The 15,807-nt window shown below is 59.3% G+C and carries 15 protein-coding genes; 10 read left to right on the top strand and 5 right to left on the bottom strand.

Annotated elements, in window-relative coordinates; all coding sequences use genetic code 11:
- The first annotated feature begins 54 nt into the window (after positions 1-54).
- Positions 55-1,101: a DUF1176 domain-containing protein gene (locus GQR96_RS17925; protein ID WP_004201962.1), complete on the top strand. Its 1,047-nt coding sequence runs from the start codon at positions 55-57 to the stop codon at positions 1,099-1,101.
- On the opposite strand, the gene tkt is transcribed toward GQR96_RS17925, so the two are convergent.
- The gene (gene tkt, locus GQR96_RS17920; RefSeq protein ID WP_004201964.1) at positions 1,091-3,085 is read right to left on the bottom strand and encodes a transketolase; all 1,995 of its coding nucleotides are present in this window, start codon (positions 3,083-3,085) and stop codon (positions 1,091-1,093) included. The two genes, GQR96_RS17925 and tkt, sit on opposite strands and share 11 nt — an antisense overlap.
- 16 nt (positions 3,086-3,101) lie before the next feature.
- Positions 3,102-4,058: a transaldolase gene (gene tal, locus GQR96_RS17915; protein WP_004201965.1), complete on the bottom strand. Its 957-nt coding sequence runs from the start codon at positions 4,056-4,058 to the stop codon at positions 3,102-3,104.
- 294 nt (positions 4,059-4,352) lie between these two features.
- Here tal and maeB point away from each other — a divergent pair, with 294 nt between their 5' ends.
- Positions 4,353-6,632 (top strand): NADP-dependent oxaloacetate-decarboxylating malate dehydrogenase, encoded by a 2,280-nt coding sequence (maeB, locus tag GQR96_RS17910; protein WP_004201966.1) that lies wholly within the window; start codon positions 4,353-4,355, stop codon positions 6,630-6,632.
- A 53-nt stretch (positions 6,633-6,685) separates the two neighbouring features.
- Here maeB and hemF read toward each other — a convergent pair whose 3' ends face one another.
- Positions 6,686-7,585 carry an oxygen-dependent coproporphyrinogen oxidase gene (hemF, locus tag GQR96_RS17905; protein ID WP_064178309.1) on the bottom strand — a complete coding sequence of 300 codons (900 nt, stop codon included), beginning with the start codon at positions 7,583-7,585 and terminating at the stop codon, positions 6,686-6,688.
- Positions 7,585-8,457 carry an N-acetylmuramoyl-L-alanine amidase AmiA gene (gene amiA / locus GQR96_RS17900; protein ID WP_004201984.1) on the bottom strand — a complete coding sequence of 291 codons (873 nt, stop codon included), beginning with the start codon at positions 8,455-8,457 and terminating at the stop codon, positions 7,585-7,587. Before amiA ends, hemF begins: the two co-directional genes overlap by 1 nt.
- 211 nt (positions 8,458-8,668) lie before the next feature.
- Between amiA and GQR96_RS17895 the strand changes: the two genes are divergently transcribed.
- From GQR96_RS17895 to GQR96_RS17880, 4 genes are all read left to right on the top strand, one after another.
- The gene (locus tag GQR96_RS17895; RefSeq protein ID WP_002913637.1) at positions 8,669-9,094 is read left to right on the top strand and encodes a GNAT family acetyltransferase; all 426 of its coding nucleotides are present in this window, start codon (positions 8,669-8,671) and stop codon (positions 9,092-9,094) included.
- Positions 9,081-9,530: a DUF2919 domain-containing protein gene (locus GQR96_RS17890; RefSeq protein ID WP_017900453.1), complete on the top strand. Its 450-nt coding sequence runs from the start codon at positions 9,081-9,083 to the stop codon at positions 9,528-9,530. The genes GQR96_RS17895 and GQR96_RS17890 overlap by 14 nt, the downstream gene beginning before the upstream one ends.
- Before the next feature lie 61 nt (positions 9,531-9,591).
- Entirely contained in the window at positions 9,592-10,167 is a 576-nt protein-coding gene (locus tag GQR96_RS17885; RefSeq protein WP_065903350.1) for an RpoE-regulated lipoprotein, read from the top strand.
- 94 nt (positions 10,168-10,261) lie between these two features.
- The gene (locus GQR96_RS17880; RefSeq protein ID WP_004201987.1) at positions 10,262-11,161 is read left to right on the top strand and encodes a Dyp-type peroxidase; all 900 of its coding nucleotides are present in this window, start codon (positions 10,262-10,264) and stop codon (positions 11,159-11,161) included.
- Between the two features lie 161 nt (positions 11,162-11,322).
- On the opposite strand, the gene GQR96_RS17875 is transcribed toward GQR96_RS17880, so the two are convergent.
- Positions 11,323-11,685 (bottom strand): endonuclease domain-containing protein, encoded by a 363-nt coding sequence (locus GQR96_RS17875; RefSeq protein ID WP_072071552.1) that lies wholly within the window; start codon positions 11,683-11,685, stop codon positions 11,323-11,325.
- Between the two features lie 200 nt (positions 11,686-11,885).
- On the opposite strand from GQR96_RS17875, the gene cysP reads away from it, so the two are divergent.
- The 4 genes from cysP to cysA are packed head-to-tail and all read left to right on the top strand — an operon-like array spanning position 11,886 to position 15,694.
- Positions 11,886-12,902 carry a thiosulfate/sulfate ABC transporter substrate-binding protein CysP gene (cysP, locus tag GQR96_RS17870; protein WP_017900457.1) on the top strand — a complete coding sequence of 339 codons (1,017 nt, stop codon included), beginning with the start codon at positions 11,886-11,888 and terminating at the stop codon, positions 12,900-12,902.
- Positions 12,902-13,735 carry a sulfate/thiosulfate ABC transporter permease CysT gene (cysT, locus tag GQR96_RS17865; protein ID WP_002913626.1) on the top strand — a complete coding sequence of 278 codons (834 nt, stop codon included), beginning with the start codon at positions 12,902-12,904 and terminating at the stop codon, positions 13,733-13,735. Before cysP ends, cysT begins: the two co-directional genes overlap by 1 nt.
- Positions 13,735-14,610, top strand: a complete 876-nt coding sequence (gene cysW / locus GQR96_RS17860; RefSeq protein WP_004201990.1) for a sulfate/thiosulfate ABC transporter permease CysW — start codon at positions 13,735-13,737, stop codon at positions 14,608-14,610. The genes cysT and cysW overlap by 1 nt, the downstream gene beginning before the upstream one ends.
- The gene (gene cysA / locus GQR96_RS17855) at positions 14,600-15,694 is read left to right on the top strand and encodes a sulfate/thiosulfate ABC transporter ATP-binding protein CysA (protein WP_004201991.1); all 1,095 of its coding nucleotides are present in this window, start codon (positions 14,600-14,602) and stop codon (positions 15,692-15,694) included. The genes cysW and cysA overlap by 11 nt, the downstream gene beginning before the upstream one ends.
- The last annotated feature ends 113 nt before the right edge of the window (positions 15,695-15,807 follow it).

Below are 15,807 nucleotides of genomic sequence, written 5' to 3'. Positions count from 1 at the left end.
TGCCGTTGTCCAGGATAGGCGCCGTGGTTGGGTTTATCTGGGGTCGGGCGGTTCATGCTTTTTCGCATCATTTTTTTCCTCTTTCTGGCGGTGCTGCCTTGCTCACAGGCATGGTCGGCACCGGCGCAGCAGCGCTTCAACGACTGGCAGGTCACCTGTAATAACCAAAACTTCTGCGTCACCCGCAACGTGGGGCTGCATTATGGTCTGGTGATGACCCTCAGCCGCAGCGCCGGGGCGGCTACTGATGCCAGCCTGCGTATCGAACTGGGCGGCACCGGCAATCCGGTGGCGACGCTCGCGCCGATAGCGCCGCGCCTGCTGCTGGATGGTAAACCGCTGTCCCTGACCGACAAGCGCTGGCGCATTGAAGATAAACTCATTAAAACTGACGACAGCGTGACGATCGATGCGTTCCTCCAGCGGGTACAGGAGGGAAAAACCCTCTCGTTGGCCAACGGCCTGCAGACTATCTCCCTGCAGGGGCTGAAAGCGGCCCTGTTTTTTATCGACGCCCGGCAAAAGCGGGTGGGCAGCGAAACGGCCTGGGTTGGCAAAGGGGAGGAGCCGCCGCTCAGCGTACCGCCGGCGCCGGCGCTGCGCGCGGTGGCGAGCGCAGACATGGCGCAGTCGCCGCTGGGGCGTGATGAGCTCAACGATCTGATGGACTATGGCAATGAGCGGATGAGCAACAGTAACTGCTCCCTCGATCCGTTCCGCCGCGAAATTCGCGTCACTGCCCTGACGGATGACAAAGTGCTGCTGATGACCAGCTGCGAATCCGGGGCGTACAACACCGTCTGGCTGGCCTGGCTGGTCTCCCGCCAGCGCCCGTATGTCGCCCGCCAGGTGCGGCTAACGCTGCCATTTCAGCCGCCGGGCGAGGCGCCGCGGGAGATAGAGCTTATTAACGCCAGCTATGATGACCGCCGCCATGAGCTGGTGACCCTGGACAAGGGGCGCGCGTCTGGCGATTGCGGGATCCAGACCCGCTGGCGTTTTGACGGCCAGCGGTTCAGCCTCTCCCGCTACGCGCAGCAGCCGACGTGCGACAACTGGCAGGGGCCAGACGCCTGGCCCACGCTGTGGATCACCCGTTAAGCACCTGTTCGGCGGTGGCGACGATATGGTCGACCGTAAAGCCAAAGAACGGGAACAGCTGCTCCGCCGGGGCGGATTCACCGTAGCCGGTCATGCCGACAATCTTGCCTTTTAAGCCGACATATTTATACCAGTAGTCCGCTATCCCGGCCTCGACCGCCACCCGGGCGCTGACGTCCGACGGCAGCACCGACTCGCGCCAGGCCTCGTCCTGAGCGTCAAACACATCGGTGGAGGGGAGCGAAACCACTCGCACATTCACCCCGTTGGCCAACAATTTTTCCGCCGCCAGGACGGTGATCTCCACTTCCGAGCCGGTGGCGATGAGGATCAGGTCGGGTTTGCCTCCGGCATCCTTCAGCACGTAGCCGCCCCGGGCGATATCCTGCACCTGTTGCGGGGTGCGCGGCATCTGCGCCAGGTTTTGTCGCGACAGGATCAGCGCCGTCGGTCCGCCCTGACGCGCGATGGCCGCCTGCCAGGCGACAGCGGTCTCCACCTGGTCGCATGGGCGCCAGGTGCTGAAGTTGGGCGTCAGCCGCAGACTGGCCAGCTGTTCCACCGCCTGGTGGGTCGGACCGTCTTCCCCCAGACCGATGGAGTCATGGGTATAGACCATGATCTGCCGGGCCTTCATCAGCGCCGCCATGCGCGCGGCGTTGCGGGCGTATTCCACAAACATCAGGAAGGTCGAGGTATAGGGGATGAATCCCCCGTGTAGGGCGATGCCGTTGGCCACCGCGGTCATGCCGAATTCGCGCACGCCGTAGTGAATATAGTTGCCCGCGGCATCCTCTTTAATCGATGTCGAGCCAGACCATATGGTCAGGTTACTCGGCGCCAGATCCGCCGAACCGCCCAGCAGCTCCGGGAGGTGCGGGCCATACGCGTTCAGCGCGTTCTGCGAGGCTTTCCGGCTGGCGATCTTCGCCGGCTCGGCCTGCAGCTTCGCCACGTAGTCGCGGGCGGTCGCGGCAAAATCCTCCGGCAGGGCGCCATCCATGCGGCGGGTCAGCTCAGCGGCCAGCTCCGGGAACTGCTGCCGGTAGGCGGCGAATTTCTCGTTCCAGTCGTGCTCGGCTTTTTCGCCGCGTGGACGCGCATCCCAGCCCTGATAGATCTCTTTCGGGATCTCAAAGGGGGGATGTTTCCAGCCCAGCTGCTGGCGGGCCAGGGCCACCTCTTTTTCACCCAGCGCCGCGCCGTGCGACTCCTCTGAGCCGGCTTTGTTGGGCGAACCGAAGCCGATGATGGTCCGACAGATGATCAGCGACGGCTTATCTTTCACCGCCTGCGCTTCCGTAATGGCCTGTTTGATGGCCTGAGGATCGTGGCCGTCAATGTCGCCGATCACGTGCCAGTGGTAGGCGCGGAAACGTTCTGCCGTATCATCGGTAAACCAGCCGTCGGTTTTGCCGTCGATGGAGATGCCGTTGTGGTCGTAAAAACCGATCAGCTTGCCCAGTCCGAGCGTGCCTGCCAGCGAACAGGCCTCATGGGAGATCCCCTCCATCAGACAACCATCGCCCATGAAAACCCAGGTGTGATGGTCGATAATCTCATGACCGGGGCGGTTAAACTGCGCCGCCAGGGTGCGTTCGGCGATGGCCATACCGACGGCGTTCGCCAGCCCCTGGCCCAGCGGGCCGGTGGTGGTCTCCACCCCGGGGGTATAGCCATGCTCCGGGTGACCCGGCGTTTTAGAGTGCAGCTGGCGGAACTGCTTCAGCTCTGACAGCGGCAGATCGTAGCCGGACAGGTGCAGCAGACTGTAGAGCAGCATCGACGCGTGGCCGTTGGACAGAATAAAACGGTCGCGGTCCACCCAGCCAGGGTTCTGCGGATTGTGCTTGAGAAAATCGTTCCACAGCACTTCGGCAATGTCTGCCATCCCCATTGGCGCACCGGGGTGGCCGGAATTGGCTTTCTGCACCGCGTCCATGCTCAGGGCGCGGATGGCGTTGGCAAGCTCTCTTCGGGACATAGTTTTCTCCGTGAGACTAAAGTGACAGTTTGGCGGCAAGCAGATCTTCCAGTTTGCGTTGATCGACGGCGAACAGGCGGATACCCTCCGCCAGCTTTTCGACCGCCATCGGATCCTGATTATGTTCCCAGCGGAACTCCGCCTCGCTGAGCGGCACCGGGCGCGGCAGGATCTGGCTGGCAGGGATCAGTTTGCGCACCACCGGGGCGTCGCTGGCCTGCAGCTCTTTTAACAGGGGCGGGGCGATGGTCAGCCGGTCGCAGCCGACCAGGGCGAGGATCTGCTCGGTGCGGCGGAAGCTGGCGCCCATCACGATGGTGTTGTATTTATGCTGTTTGAAGTAGTCATAGATATTGCGCACGGATTTCACCCCGGGATCTTCCTCAACCACGTAAGGATCCAGCGGTTTGCGCGCCTGATACCAGTCATAAATACGTCCGACGAAAGGGGAGATCAGATAGACCCCGGCCTCGGCGCAGGCCCGGGCCTGGGCGAAGGAAAACAGCAGCGTCAGGTTGCAGTGGATCCCCTCTTTTTCCAGGGTCTCGGCGGCGCGGATCCCCTCCCAGGTGGAGGCCAGCTTGATCAGGATCCGCGACTTATCAATGCCCATCTCCTGATACAGCGCCACCAGATGGCGCGCTTTCTCGATGCTCTTCTCCCGGTTGAAGGAGAGCCGGGCGTCCACCTCGGTGGAGACCCGGCCAGGAATGCTTTTGAGGATCTCCGCGCCAAAATTGACCGCCAGCTTATCGCAGGCGTGAGTCACCTGCGCTTCACGGCCGCCTCCTTGCTTTTTCGCCCAGGCGATCGCGTCGTCAATGAGTCCGCTATAGGACGCCAGGCCGGCGGCCTTCAGCAGCAGGGAGGGGTTAGTGGTGGCATCTTCCGGATGGTAGTGGCGGATGGATTCGATGTCGCCGCTGTCGGCGACCACGGTGGTGAACTGCTTGATACTGTCTAGCTGATTCATAGATAAGTCCTCCTGGAACAAGGTGTTACATGAGTGCTTGCCGGTATGCGGTATAAATATTGATGAGGTACATAACCAAAAAGCATAGCAGACGGGGCTATTATTGGCGGCGAATCCGGGTAACATAACCGCTATAAATTGATAACAACCAGATCATAGCGATGGCCAGAGTTTGGCGGTGTTCAAAGTTTATCGCCCCGCCAGGAGGGATACTGTCTGCCACTGAAAGGTGAACGACAGGATGGTCATCACGCTTTTTCCCTACGAACGATACGTGAAAGAAAGGAATATAAAATGGATGAGCAGTTAAAACAGAGCGCCCTCGACTTCCACGAATTTCCGGTTCCCGGAAAAATCCAGGTCTCGCCGACCAAACCTCTCGCCACCCAGCGCGATCTGGCGCTGGCCTACTCGCCGGGCGTCGCGGCCCCCTGTCTGGAAATTGAAAAAGATCCGCTGGCGGCCTACAAATATACCGCCCGCGGCAACCTGGTGGCGGTGGTCTCCAACGGCACCGCGGTGCTGGGACTCGGTAACATCGGCGCGCTGGCCGGCAAGCCGGTGATGGAGGGCAAAGGCGTCCTGTTTAAGAAATTCGCCGGCATCGATGTGTTTGATATCGAAGTCGATGAGCTGGACCCGGATAAATTCATTAACGTCGTCGCCGCCCTCGAGCCGACCTTCGGCGGTATCAACCTCGAAGATATTAAAGCGCCTGAGTGTTTCTACATTGAGCAGCAGCTGCGCGAGCGGATGAATATTCCGGTTTTCCACGACGATCAGCACGGCACGGCGATCATCAGCACCGCGGCGATCCTCAACGGCCTGCGCGTCGTTGAGAAGAATCTGTCCGACGTGCGGATGGTGGTCTCCGGCGCCGGGGCGGCGGCAATTGCCTGCATGAACCTGCTGGTGGCGCTGGGGATGCAAAAGCACAACATCGTGGTCTGCGATTCGAAAGGCGTTATCTATAAGGATCGTGAGCCCAACATGGCGGAAACCAAAGCGGCCTATGCAGTGGAAGACGACGGCAAACGCACCCTCGATGACGTGATCGACGGCGCGGACATTTTCCTCGGCTGCTCCGGTCCGAAAGTGCTGACCCCGGAGATGGTGAAGAAGATGGCGCGCGCGCCGCTGATCCTCGCCCTGGCCAATCCGGAGCCGGAAATTCTGCCGCCGCTGGCGAAGCAGGTCCGCGATGATGCCATCATCTGCACCGGCCGCTCCGACTATCCTAACCAGGTCAACAACGTGCTCTGCTTCCCGTTCATCTTCCGCGGCGCGCTGGACGTCGGCGCGACGGCGATCAACGAAGAGATGAAGCTGGCGGCGGTGCATGCCATTGCCGAGCTGGCCCACGCTGAGCAGAGCGAAGTGGTGGCCTCCGCCTACGGCGATCAGGATTTAAGCTTTGGCCCGGACTACATCATTCCGAAACCGTTCGACCCGCGGCTGATCGTCAAGATCGCCCCCGCGGTGGCGAAGGCGGCGATGGACTCCGGCGTGGCGACGCGCCCGATCGCTGATTTTGACGCCTATATCGAGAAGCTGAGCGAGTTCGTCTATAAGACCAACCTGTTTATGAAGCCTATCTTCTCTCAGGCGCGCAAAGAGCCGAAGCGTGTGGTGCTGGCGGAAGGGGAGGAGACCCGCGTGCTGCACGCCACCCAGGAGCTGGTGTCGCTGGGGCTGGCCAAACCGATTCTGGTGGGCCGCCCAAGCGTGATTGAAATGCGCATCCAGAAGCTGGGCCTGCAGATCAAGGCCGGCGTTGACTTCGAGATCGTCAATAATGAATCTGACCCGCGGTTTAAAGAGTACTGGAGCGAGTACTATCAGCTGATGAAGCGCCGCGGCATTACCCAGGAGCAGGCGCAGCGGGCGGTGATTAGCAACACCACAGTGATTGGCGCCATCATGGTTCACCGTGGCGAAGCGGATGCGATGATCTGCGGCACCATTGGCGAGTACCACGACCACTACCGCGTGGTGCAGCCGCTGTTCGGCTATCGCGACGGTGTCAGCACCGCCGGGGCGATGAACGCGCTGCTGCTGCCGAGCGGTAACACCTTTATCGCCGATACCTATGTCAATCACGATCCCTCGCCGGAAGAGCTTGCAGAGATCACCCTGATGGCGGCGGAAAGCGTGCGTCGCTTTGGTATTGAGCCGCGGGTGGCGTTGCTGTCGCACTCCAACTTTGGCTCTGCCGACTGCCCGTCAGCCAGCAAGATGCGTAAAACCCTGGAGCTGGTGAAGGCCCGCGCCCCGGAGCTGATGATCGATGGTGAAATGCATGGCGACGCCGCGCTGGTGGAAAGCATCCGCAACGATCGCATGCCGGACAGCCCGCTGAAGGGGTCGGCCAATATTCTGGTGATGCCGAATATGGAAGCCGCCCGGATCAGCTATAACCTGCTGCGCGTCTCCAGTTCGGAAGGGGTAACCGTCGGGCCGGTGCTGATGGGAGTGGCGAAGCCGGTGCATATTCTGACGCCGATCGCCTCCGTGCGTCGCATCGTGAATATGGTGGCGCTGGCGGTTGTCGAAGCGCAAACCGAACCGCTGTAAACGTCATAAAAAAGCCCCGGTACTCCGGGGCTTTTGGTCTGAATTGGCTTCGTTTAGATCCAAGCTTTCACTTTAATAAACTCGCTCAGCGCCGCTTCGGGGCTGCCGGCCTCCGGCTGGTAATCATATTCCCAGCGTACCAGCGGCGGCATCGACATCAGAATCGATTCCGTCCTACCGCCGGTCTGCAGACCGAACAGGGTGCCGCGGTCCCAGACCAGATTGAATTCGACGTAGCGGCCGCGGCGATAGAGCTGAAAATGGCGCTCGCGCTCGCCGTACGGCGTGGCTTTCCGGCGTTCGACGATGGGTAAATAGGCGTCAGCATAGCCGTTCCCGACCGCCTGCATAAAGGCGAAGCAGTGGTCAAAATCCGGGGTGTTCAGGTCGTCAAAGAACAGACCGCCGATGCCGCGCTGCTCCTGGCGGTGCTTGAGATAGAAGTACTCATCGCACCATTTTTTATAGCGCGGATAGACTTCCTCGCCGAACGGCAGACACAGATCGCGGGCGGTACGATGCCAGTGGACGGCATCCTCTTCAAAGCCGTAGTAGGGGGTTAAATCAAAGCCGCCGCCGAACCACCACACCGGGTCGGCGCCGGGCTTCTCGGCAATAAAGAACCGCACGTTGGCGTGGCTGGTGGGCACATAGGGGTTCAGCGGATGAACTACCAGCGAGACGCCCATGGCTTCAAAGCTGCGTCCGGCCAGCTCCGGGCGGTGGGCGGTGGCGGAGGCAGGCATGGCGTCGCCATGGACGTGGGAGAAGTTGACCCCGGCCTGTTCGAACACATTGCCGTCGCGCAGCACCCGGCTGCGTCCGCCGCCGCCGCCTTCCCGCTGCCAGGCGTCTTCAATAAACGGCGCGCCATCTACGGCGCTCAGCTGCTGACAGAGGCTGTCCTGCAGCTGGAGCAGAAAAGTTTTAACCTGCGCGGCATCGGGTTTCATTAACGTCTCTTCGAATGGGCTTTCTGGTTATCGAACCAGTGGAAATAGCTGATAATGCCGTTGGCAATCGCTGTGGCGATTTTCTGCCGGAAGGCGGTGGTGCCGAGCAGTTTCTCCTCGTTCGGGTTAGTAATGAACGAGGTTTCCACCAGCACGGACGGTATGGACGGCGACTTCAGCACCACGAACGCCGCCTGTTCGGTATTGCGGCTGTGTAGCTTATGCACCGGCTTGATCTTTTTCAGGATATGCGAGCCCAGCGTCAGGCTGTTTTTAATGGTGTCGGTCTGCACCAGATCGAACAGCACCTGCTGCAGCAGATGGTCTTTATCCGTCGCTTTCTTACCGGCGACCTCGTCGGCGCGGTTTTCGCGATCGGAGAGGTATTTTGCCATGGCGCTACTCGCCCCGCGGTTTGACAGGGCGAACACCGAGGCGCCGGCGGCGCTCGGGTTGGTGAAGCCGTCGGCGTGGATCGACATAAACAGATCGGCGCCGTGCTGATGGGCAATCTCCACGCGGTCATACAGCGGGATAAAGGTATCGCCGGTGCGGGTCAAGCGGGCGTCAATGCCGTTGCTGCGCAAGATGCTGCGCACGTTCTTAGCGATCGCCAGTACCACATGCTTCTCTTTCGAGCCATTATGGCCGATAGCCCCGGTGTCGATGCCGCCGTGGCCCGGGTCGAGCATCACAATGCGGCGGGCGCCGGCCTTTTTGGCGGCGGGTTTGCTGTGTCCATTTGATGTTTTCAGTGGCTGCTCTTTTGCGCTGACCTGTGCAGTGACGCCGCTCAGCGTCATGGCAGCCAGCCCGGCTTTCAGCACCTGACGGCGCGAAGCAAGTATTTTTAAGGGTTTAAAAGTGCTCATTCGGCCTGAATTGTAAACAAGTGATGTCCAATGTTATATCGTATCGCGTTTGCCGTTACGACCATTCAAAATAAGAATTGTTTTACTTTTCATTTCAATACATGACAAAGTCATATTATGCCATTTTTTGTCGCTGATTTCGCCTGATATTGGCTATCAGTCATATTCGCGCCATAATCACTGTTTTTAACCGTCAATGGTGGGGAATACCATGGAGATTCGCGTTTTTCGCCAGCAGGATTTCGAAGAGGTTGTGACGCTGTGGGAGCGTTGCGATCTGCTGCGTCCCTGGAACGATCCGGAGATGGATATTGAGCGCAAGCTGAATCACGATGTCAGCCTGTTCCTGGTGGCGGAAGTGAACGGCGAAGTCGTCGGTACGGTGATGGGCGGATATGACGGCCATCGCGGGTCGGCCTACTATCTGGGGGTCCATCCGGAATATCGCGGCCGGGGGATTGCGAACGCGCTGCTCAACCGGCTCGAGAAAAAGCTGATTGCCCGCGGCTGCCCGAAAATCAACATTATGGTCCGCGAAGATAACGATGTGGTGCAGGGAATGTACGAGCGGCTGGGTTATGAGTACGCCGATGTCCTGACCCTGGGCAAGCGCCTGATCGAAGATGAAGAATACTGAATTTATCCCCGCCGATTTTGATGCCCATGGCCGTCTGCGCCTGCCTTTTCTTTTCTGGTGCGTACTGTTGTTACAGGCCCGCACGTGGGTGCTGTTCTTGATGGCCGGCGCGTCGCGCCAGCAGGGCGACGCGATTCTGAATCTGTTCTATCCCGATCACGACCGCTTCTGGCTCGGTTTACTTCCCGGCGTGCCGGCGGTGCTGGCCTTTCTGCTTAGCGGCTATCGTCAGCGCCTGCCGCGCCTGTGGCGGGCGATGCGCTGGCTGCTGGTGCTATCGCAAGTGCTGCTGTTGCTCTGGCAGCCGATGCTATGGCTGAGCGGCGAATCGCCCTCATCGCTGACCATTGCGCTGCTGGTCGCGGATGGCTATGCCCTGTGGTGGCTGGCAACCAGCCGTCGCCTCGGCGCCTGTTTTCGCCAGACTAGCTTTTAATGGCACTTTTTACCGATCGTGAACTCCAACATGCGTTGAATGACTCAGAAAGGATTGTGAAATGAAATCGCTACGTGTAATGCTCTGCGCGCTTTCGCTGGCGCTCACCGGCTGCTCAACGATGAGCGCGGTCAACTGGTCGGCGGCCTATCCGTGGAACTGGTTTGGTTCTTCCACCGAGGTGACCGAGCAGGGGGTGGGTAAACTGACGGCGTCCACGCCGCTCAACGAACAGGCCATTAGCGATGCCCTGGGGGGCGACTATCGTTTGCGCAGCGGAATGAAGACCGATAAGGGCAATATCGTCCACTACTTTGAAGCGCTGAAAGACAACAGCGTGGCCTTGACCATCAATGGCGACAACGGCGCCATCAGCCGGATTGAGGTGCGTGATGCCGAAATCAAAACCGCCAGCGGCGTGAAAATCGGCACACCGTTCAGCGATCTGTACAGCAAAGCCTTCGGCAACTGCCAGAAAGGCAGCAATGACAACGGGGCGGTCGTCGAGTGTCAGGCCGAGGGGAGCCAGCATATCAGTTACGCCTTCACCGGCCACTGGAGCGGCCCGGACGAACTGATGCCCTCCGACGATACGCTGAAAAACTGGAAGGTCAGCAAAATTATCTGGCGTCGCTAAATTGATCTGAAGAGACACGACGGCCCTGAAAAACGGTTACAATGGCGCGTTAGCAACGCGACAGCGTTGTGGTTGCATCATTTCAGGAGGAGCGATGTCTCAGGTTCAGAGCGGCATTTTGCCGGAACATTGCCGCGCGGCGATTTGGATTGAAGCCAATGTCAAAGGGGACGTTAACGCCCTGCGCGAAGCGAGCAAAATTTTTGTCGATAAAGTGGCCACCTTTCAGGCTAAATTCCCTGACGCCAAACTCGGTGCCGTGGTGGCGTTCGGCAATAACGTCTGGCGTCAGCTGAGCGGCGGCGAAGGGGCGGAAGAGTTAAAAGATTTTCCGGTCTACGGCAAAGGGCTGGCGCCGTCCACCCAGTATGACCTGCTGATTCATATTTTATCCGCCCGCCATGAAGTGAACTTCTCGGTGGCGCAGGCCGCGCTGGCCGCCTTTGGCGACGCTATCGAGGTGAAAGAAGAGATCCACGGCTTCCGCTGGGTGGAAGAGCGTGACCTCAGCGGCTTCGTCGACGGCACCGAAAACCCGGCGGGGGAAGAAACCCGTCGTGAAGTGGCGGTGATCAAAGACGGCGTGGACGCGGGCGGCAGCTACGTGTTCGTCCAGCGCTGGGAGCATAATCTCAAACAGCTGAACCGCATGAGCGTGCCGGATCAGGAGATGATGATCGGCCGCACCAAGGAAGCCAATGAAGAGATCGATGGCGACGAACGTCCGGTCACGTCGCACCTGAGCCGCGTTGACTTAAAAGAAGATGGCAAAGGGCTGAAAATTGTTCGCCAGAGCCTGCCGTATGGCACCGCCAGCGGTACCCATGGCCTCTATTTTTGCGCTTACTGCGCGCGTCTGTACAACATCGAGCAGCAGCTGCTGAGCATGTTCGGCGATACCGACGGCAAACGCGACGCGATGCTGCGCTTCACCAAACCAGTGACCGGCGGCTATTACTTCGCGCCGTCGCTTGAGCGTATTCAGGCGCTGTAATGTTGCCCCTCACCCTAACCCTCTCCCCAAAGGGGAGAGGGGACGGTACGGTGCGGTTATGGAATCTGCGTGTGGACTCTCTTTCTCCCTCTCGCTGAGGGAGAGGGAATCGTTCGGTGCGGTTATGGAATCTGCGTGCGGACTCTCTTTCTCCCTCTCCCTCAGGGAGAGGGGCGGGGTGAGGGCATTGGCGACTCAAGCGCTTCAAGTATCCTCTCCATCACCGCCTCTTCATACTCTTCAAACTCATTATTCCAGAAGCGTAAAACCCGCCATCCCTGACTCTGTAGCCAGCGGGTGCGGCGAACATCGTAGACGCGTCTCTGATCGTGTTGACCGCCGTCAAGTTCAATCGCCAGCCGTGTTGCGCAGCAGGCAAAATCGAGAATATAGGGGCCAACGGGATGCTGGCGGCGAAACTTATAGCAAGCAAAACGGCGGTTGCGCAGTAAGTACCATAGTCGACGTTCTGTTGGCGTTAAGCTACGTCTGAGCTGACGAGCAAATATCTGTGTGTTTTTCATATAAACACAGTGCGCGCCTGGCTGCCGTTTGTCACAATGACACGTCTAATCTGCGAGCCGCTTTCAGCTAAGCTTTGCCAGGTGCTTATTCCCTTTTCGACTTCCAAATCGCCAAACGGTATATAAAACCGTTACTCCTTTCGTACCCGTTATAAATATGATGATCATCAGTAAATGATCATTTTTGATAAGGGTGCGCAATGGCCGTTAAATCACTGAAAAAAGGATATCTGGCGCTGGCGGCTTCCCTGCTGCTGGTGGCGCAGGCGCAGGCGACGGAGCTGCTGAACAGCTCCTATGATGTCTCCCGCGAGCTGTTTGCCGCCCTTAACCCGCCTTTTGAGCAGCAGTGGGCGAAGGACAATGGTGGAGACAAGCTGACCATCAAGCAGTCGCACGCCGGTTCTTCCAAGCAGGCGCTGGCGATCCTGCAGGGCCTGAAGGCGGACGTGGTGACCTACAACCAGGTGACGGACGTGCAGATCCTGCATGACAAAGGCAACCTGATCCCGGCCGACTGGCAAAGCCGCCTGCCAAACAACAGCTCGCCGTTCTATTCGACGATGGGCTTCCTGGTGCGCAAAGGCAACCCGAAAAACATTCATGACTGGAACGACCTGGTCCGCTCTGACGTTAAGCTGATCTTCCCGAACCCGAAAACCTCGGGCAACGCGCGGTACACCTACCTGGCGGCCTGGGGCGCGGCGGATAAAGCCGACGGTGGCGATAAAGCCAAAACCGAACAGTTTATGACCCAGTTCCTGAAGAACGTCGAAGTCTTCGACACCGGCGGACGCGGGGCGACCACTACCTTCGCCGAGCGCGGCCTGGGCGATGTGCTGATCAGTTTCGAGTCGGAAGTGAACAATATTCGCAAGCAGTATGAGGCGCAGGGATTTGAAGTGGTGATCCCGAAAACCAACATTCTGGCGGAGTTCCCGGTGGCCTGGGTGGATAAAAACGTCAAAGCCAACGGCACGGAAAAGGCGGCGAAAGCCTATCTGAACTGGCTCTACAGCCCGCAGGCGCAGACCATCATTACCGACTACTACTATCGGGTAAACAACCCGAAAGTGATGGATTCGCTGAAGGATAAATTCCCGCAGACCGAACTGTTCCGCGTGGAGGACAAGTTTGGCTCCTGGCCTGAGGTGATGAAAACCCACTTCGCCAGCGGCGGCGAACTGGACAAACTGCTGGCGGCGGGGCGTAAGTAATGTTTGCTGTGTCGTCCAAGCGCGTGCTGCCGGGCTTTACCCTGAGCCTCGGCACCAGCCTGCTGTTTGTCTGTCTGATTCTGTTATTACCGCTCAGCGCGCTGGTGATGCAGCTGGCGCAGATGAGCTGGGCGCAGTACTGGGATGTGATCACCAACCCGCAGGTGGTGGCGGCCTATAAGGTGACGCTGCTGTCGGCGTTCGTGGCCTCGATTTTTAACGGCGTCTTCGGTCTGCTGATGGCGTGGATACTAACCCGCTATCGTTTTCCGGGCCGCACGCTGCTGGATGCCTTAATGGACCTGCCGTTTGCGCTGCCGACGGCGGTAGCCGGCCTGACCCTGGCCTCGCTGTTTTCGGTAAACGGCATTTACGGGGAATGGCTGGCGAAGTTCGATATTAAAGTGACCTATACCTGGCTCGGTATCGCCGTGGCGATGGCTTTCACCAGCATCCCGTTCGTGGTGCGTACCGTGCAGCCGGTGCTGGAAGAGCTGGGACCGGAATATGAAGAGGCAGCGGAAACGCTGGGTGCCACGCGCTGGCAGAGTTTTCGCAAGGTGGTCCTGCCGGAGCTGTCGCCGGCGCTGCTGGCGGGCATCGCCTTGTCGTTTACCCGCAGCCTCGGCGAATTCGGCGCGGTGATTTTTATCGCCGGCAACATCGCGTGGAAGACGGAAGTGACGTCGCTGATGATCTTTATTCGTCTGCAGGAGTTTGACTATCCGGCGGCGAGCGCCATCGCCTCAGTGATCCTGGCCGCCTCGCTGCTGCTGTTGTTTTCCATCAATACCCTGCAGAGTCGCTTTGGTCGACGCGTGGTAGGTCACTAATGGCGGAAGTTACTCAATTGAAACGCTACGACGCGCCCCGCATCAACTGGGGCAAATGGTTTCTGATTGGCGTCGGGATGCTGGTTTCCGCCTTCATCCTTGTGGTGCCGATGCTCTACATCTTCATCCAGGCCTTCAGCAAAGGGTTAATGCCGGTGCTGGAAAACCTGGCGAACCCGGACATGCTGCACGCCATCTGGCTGACGGTGATGATCGCCTTGATTACCGTGCCGGTGAACCTGGTGTTCGGGACCTTGCTGGCCTGGCTGGTCACGCGCTTTACGTTCCCGGGACGCCAGCTGCTGTTGACGATGCTGGATATCCCGTTCGCCGTCTCGCCAGTGGTCGCGGGTCTGGTTTATCTGCTGTTCTACGGCTCTAACGGTCCGCTGGGCGGCTGGCTTGATGCACATAATCTGCAAATCATGTTCGCCTGGCCGGGCATGGTGCTGGCGACGATCTTTGTCACCTGTCCGTTTGTGGTGCGTGAGCTGGTGCCGGTGATGATGAGTCAGGGCAGCCATGAAGATGAGGCGGCGGTATTGCTGGGGGCTTCCGGATGGCAGATGTTCCGCCGGGTGACGTTGCCCAATATTCGCTGGGCGCTGCTGTACGGCGTGGTGTTGACCAACGCCCGCGCCATCGGCGAATTCGGCGCGGTATCGGTGGTCTCCGGTTCGATCCGCGGAGAAACGCTGTCGCTGCCGCTGCAAATTGAATTACTGGAGCAGGATTACAACACCGTCGGCTCGTTTACCGCCGCGGCCCTGCTGACGTTAATGGCTATTCTGACCCTGTTTTTAAAGAGTATGTTGCAATGGCGTCTGGCCAACCAGGAAAAACGCGCGCAACAGGAGGGAAATCATGAGCATTGAGATTGCCAATATTAAGAAATCGTTTGGTCGCACCCAGGTGCTGAATGATATCTCGCTGGATATCCCTTCCGGACAAATGGTCGCGCTGCTGGGGCCTTCCGGCTCCGGGAAAACTACCCTGCTGCGGATTATCGCCGGGCTGGAGCATCAGACCAGCGGTCATATCCGCTTCCACGGCACCGACGTCAGCCGGATGCACGCCCGCGACCGTAAAGTGGGCTTCGTCTTCCAGCACTATGCGCTGTTCCGCCATATGACGGTGTTCGATAACATCGCTTTTGGCCTGACCGTGCTGCCGCGCCGTGAACGACCCAATGCGGCGGCGATTAAAGCCAAAGTGACCAAACTGCTGGAGATGGTGCAGCTGGCTCACCTGGCGGATCGCTATCCGGCGCAGCTGTCCGGTGGTCAGAAGCAGCGCGTGGCGCTGGCGCGCGCCCTGGCGGTAGAGCCGCAAATTCTGCTGCTGGATGAACCTTTCGGCGCGCTGGATGCGCAGGTGCGTAAAGAGCTGCGCCGCTGGCTGCGTCAGCTGCATGAAGAGCTAAAATTTACCAGCGTGTTCGTCACCCACGATCAGGAAGAGGCGATGGAAGTTGCCGACCGGGTGGTGGTGATGAGCCAGGGCAACATCGAACAAGCCGATGCGCCTGAACGCGTGTGGCGTGAGCCGTCCACCCGCTTCGTGCTGGAGTTCATGGGGGAAGTGAATCGTCTGCAGGGGGTTATCCGCGGCGGACAGTTCCACGTTGGCGCCCACCGCTGGCCGTTAGGCTATACCCCGGCATACCAGGGGCCGGTGGATCTGTTCCTGCGTCCGTGGGAAGTGGACATCAGCCGCCGAACCAGCCTGGATTCGCCGCTGCCGGTGCAGGTCCTGGAGGCCAGTCCGAAAGGACACTACACCCAATTAGTCGTCCAGCCTCTGGGGTGGTATGACGAACCGCTGAGCGTGGTGTTAACGGGCGATGAGGCGCCGTCCCGCGGCGAACGGCTGTTCGTCGGGCTGCAAAATGCGCGCCTGTACAACGGTACCGAGCGTATCGAGCCACGCGGCGAGCTTGCTCTGGCGCAGTCGGCCTGATAGCTTAAATCCATGTGCTTTTGCCGGGTGAGGTTGTGCTTACCCGGTCTGAAATTATCACGCGTCTGGTAGGCCGGGTAAGCGAAGCGCCGCCCGGCTTTTTTATTGAGTAA

It is taken from the genome of Klebsiella sp. PCX (genome assembly GCF_021869705.1).
Classification (GTDB): domain Bacteria; phylum Pseudomonadota; class Gammaproteobacteria; order Enterobacterales; family Enterobacteriaceae; genus Klebsiella; species Klebsiella quasipneumoniae.
The sequence above is the reverse complement of the archived record's forward strand: the minus strand, read 5'-3'. Positions and strand labels throughout refer to the sequence as shown.

Coding starts and splice junctions, on each gene's coding strand:
- GQR96_RS17925 (WP_004201962.1), top strand. CDS start 55: ATGCTTTTTCGCATCATTTTTTTCCTCTTTCTGGCGGTGCTGCCTTGC.
- tkt (WP_004201964.1), bottom strand. CDS start 3,085: ATGTCCCGAAGAGAGCTTGCCAACGCCATCCGCGCCCTGAGCATGGAC.
- tal (WP_004201965.1), bottom strand. CDS start 4,058: ATGAATCAGCTAGACAGTATCAAGCAGTTCACCACCGTGGTCGCCGAC.
- maeB (WP_004201966.1), top strand. CDS start 4,353: ATGGATGAGCAGTTAAAACAGAGCGCCCTCGACTTCCACGAATTTCCG.
- hemF (WP_064178309.1), bottom strand. CDS start 7,585: ATGAAACCCGATGCCGCGCAGGTTAAAACTTTTCTGCTCCAGCTGCAG.
- amiA (WP_004201984.1), bottom strand. CDS start 8,457: ATGAGCACTTTTAAACCCTTAAAAATACTTGCTTCGCGCCGTCAGGTG.
- GQR96_RS17895 (WP_002913637.1), top strand. CDS start 8,669: ATGGAGATTCGCGTTTTTCGCCAGCAGGATTTCGAAGAGGTTGTGACG.
- GQR96_RS17890 (WP_017900453.1), top strand. CDS start 9,081: ATGAAGAATACTGAATTTATCCCCGCCGATTTTGATGCCCATGGCCGT.
- GQR96_RS17885 (WP_065903350.1), top strand. CDS start 9,592: ATGAAATCGCTACGTGTAATGCTCTGCGCGCTTTCGCTGGCGCTCACC.
- GQR96_RS17880 (WP_004201987.1), top strand. CDS start 10,262: ATGTCTCAGGTTCAGAGCGGCATTTTGCCGGAACATTGCCGCGCGGCG.
- GQR96_RS17875 (WP_072071552.1), bottom strand. CDS start 11,685: ATGAAAAACACACAGATATTTGCTCGTCAGCTCAGACGTAGCTTAACG.
- cysP (WP_017900457.1), top strand. CDS start 11,886: ATGGCCGTTAAATCACTGAAAAAAGGATATCTGGCGCTGGCGGCTTCC.
- cysT (WP_002913626.1), top strand. CDS start 12,902: ATGTTTGCTGTGTCGTCCAAGCGCGTGCTGCCGGGCTTTACCCTGAGC.
- cysW (WP_004201990.1), top strand. CDS start 13,735: ATGGCGGAAGTTACTCAATTGAAACGCTACGACGCGCCCCGCATCAAC.
- cysA (WP_004201991.1), top strand. CDS start 14,600: ATGAGCATTGAGATTGCCAATATTAAGAAATCGTTTGGTCGCACCCAG.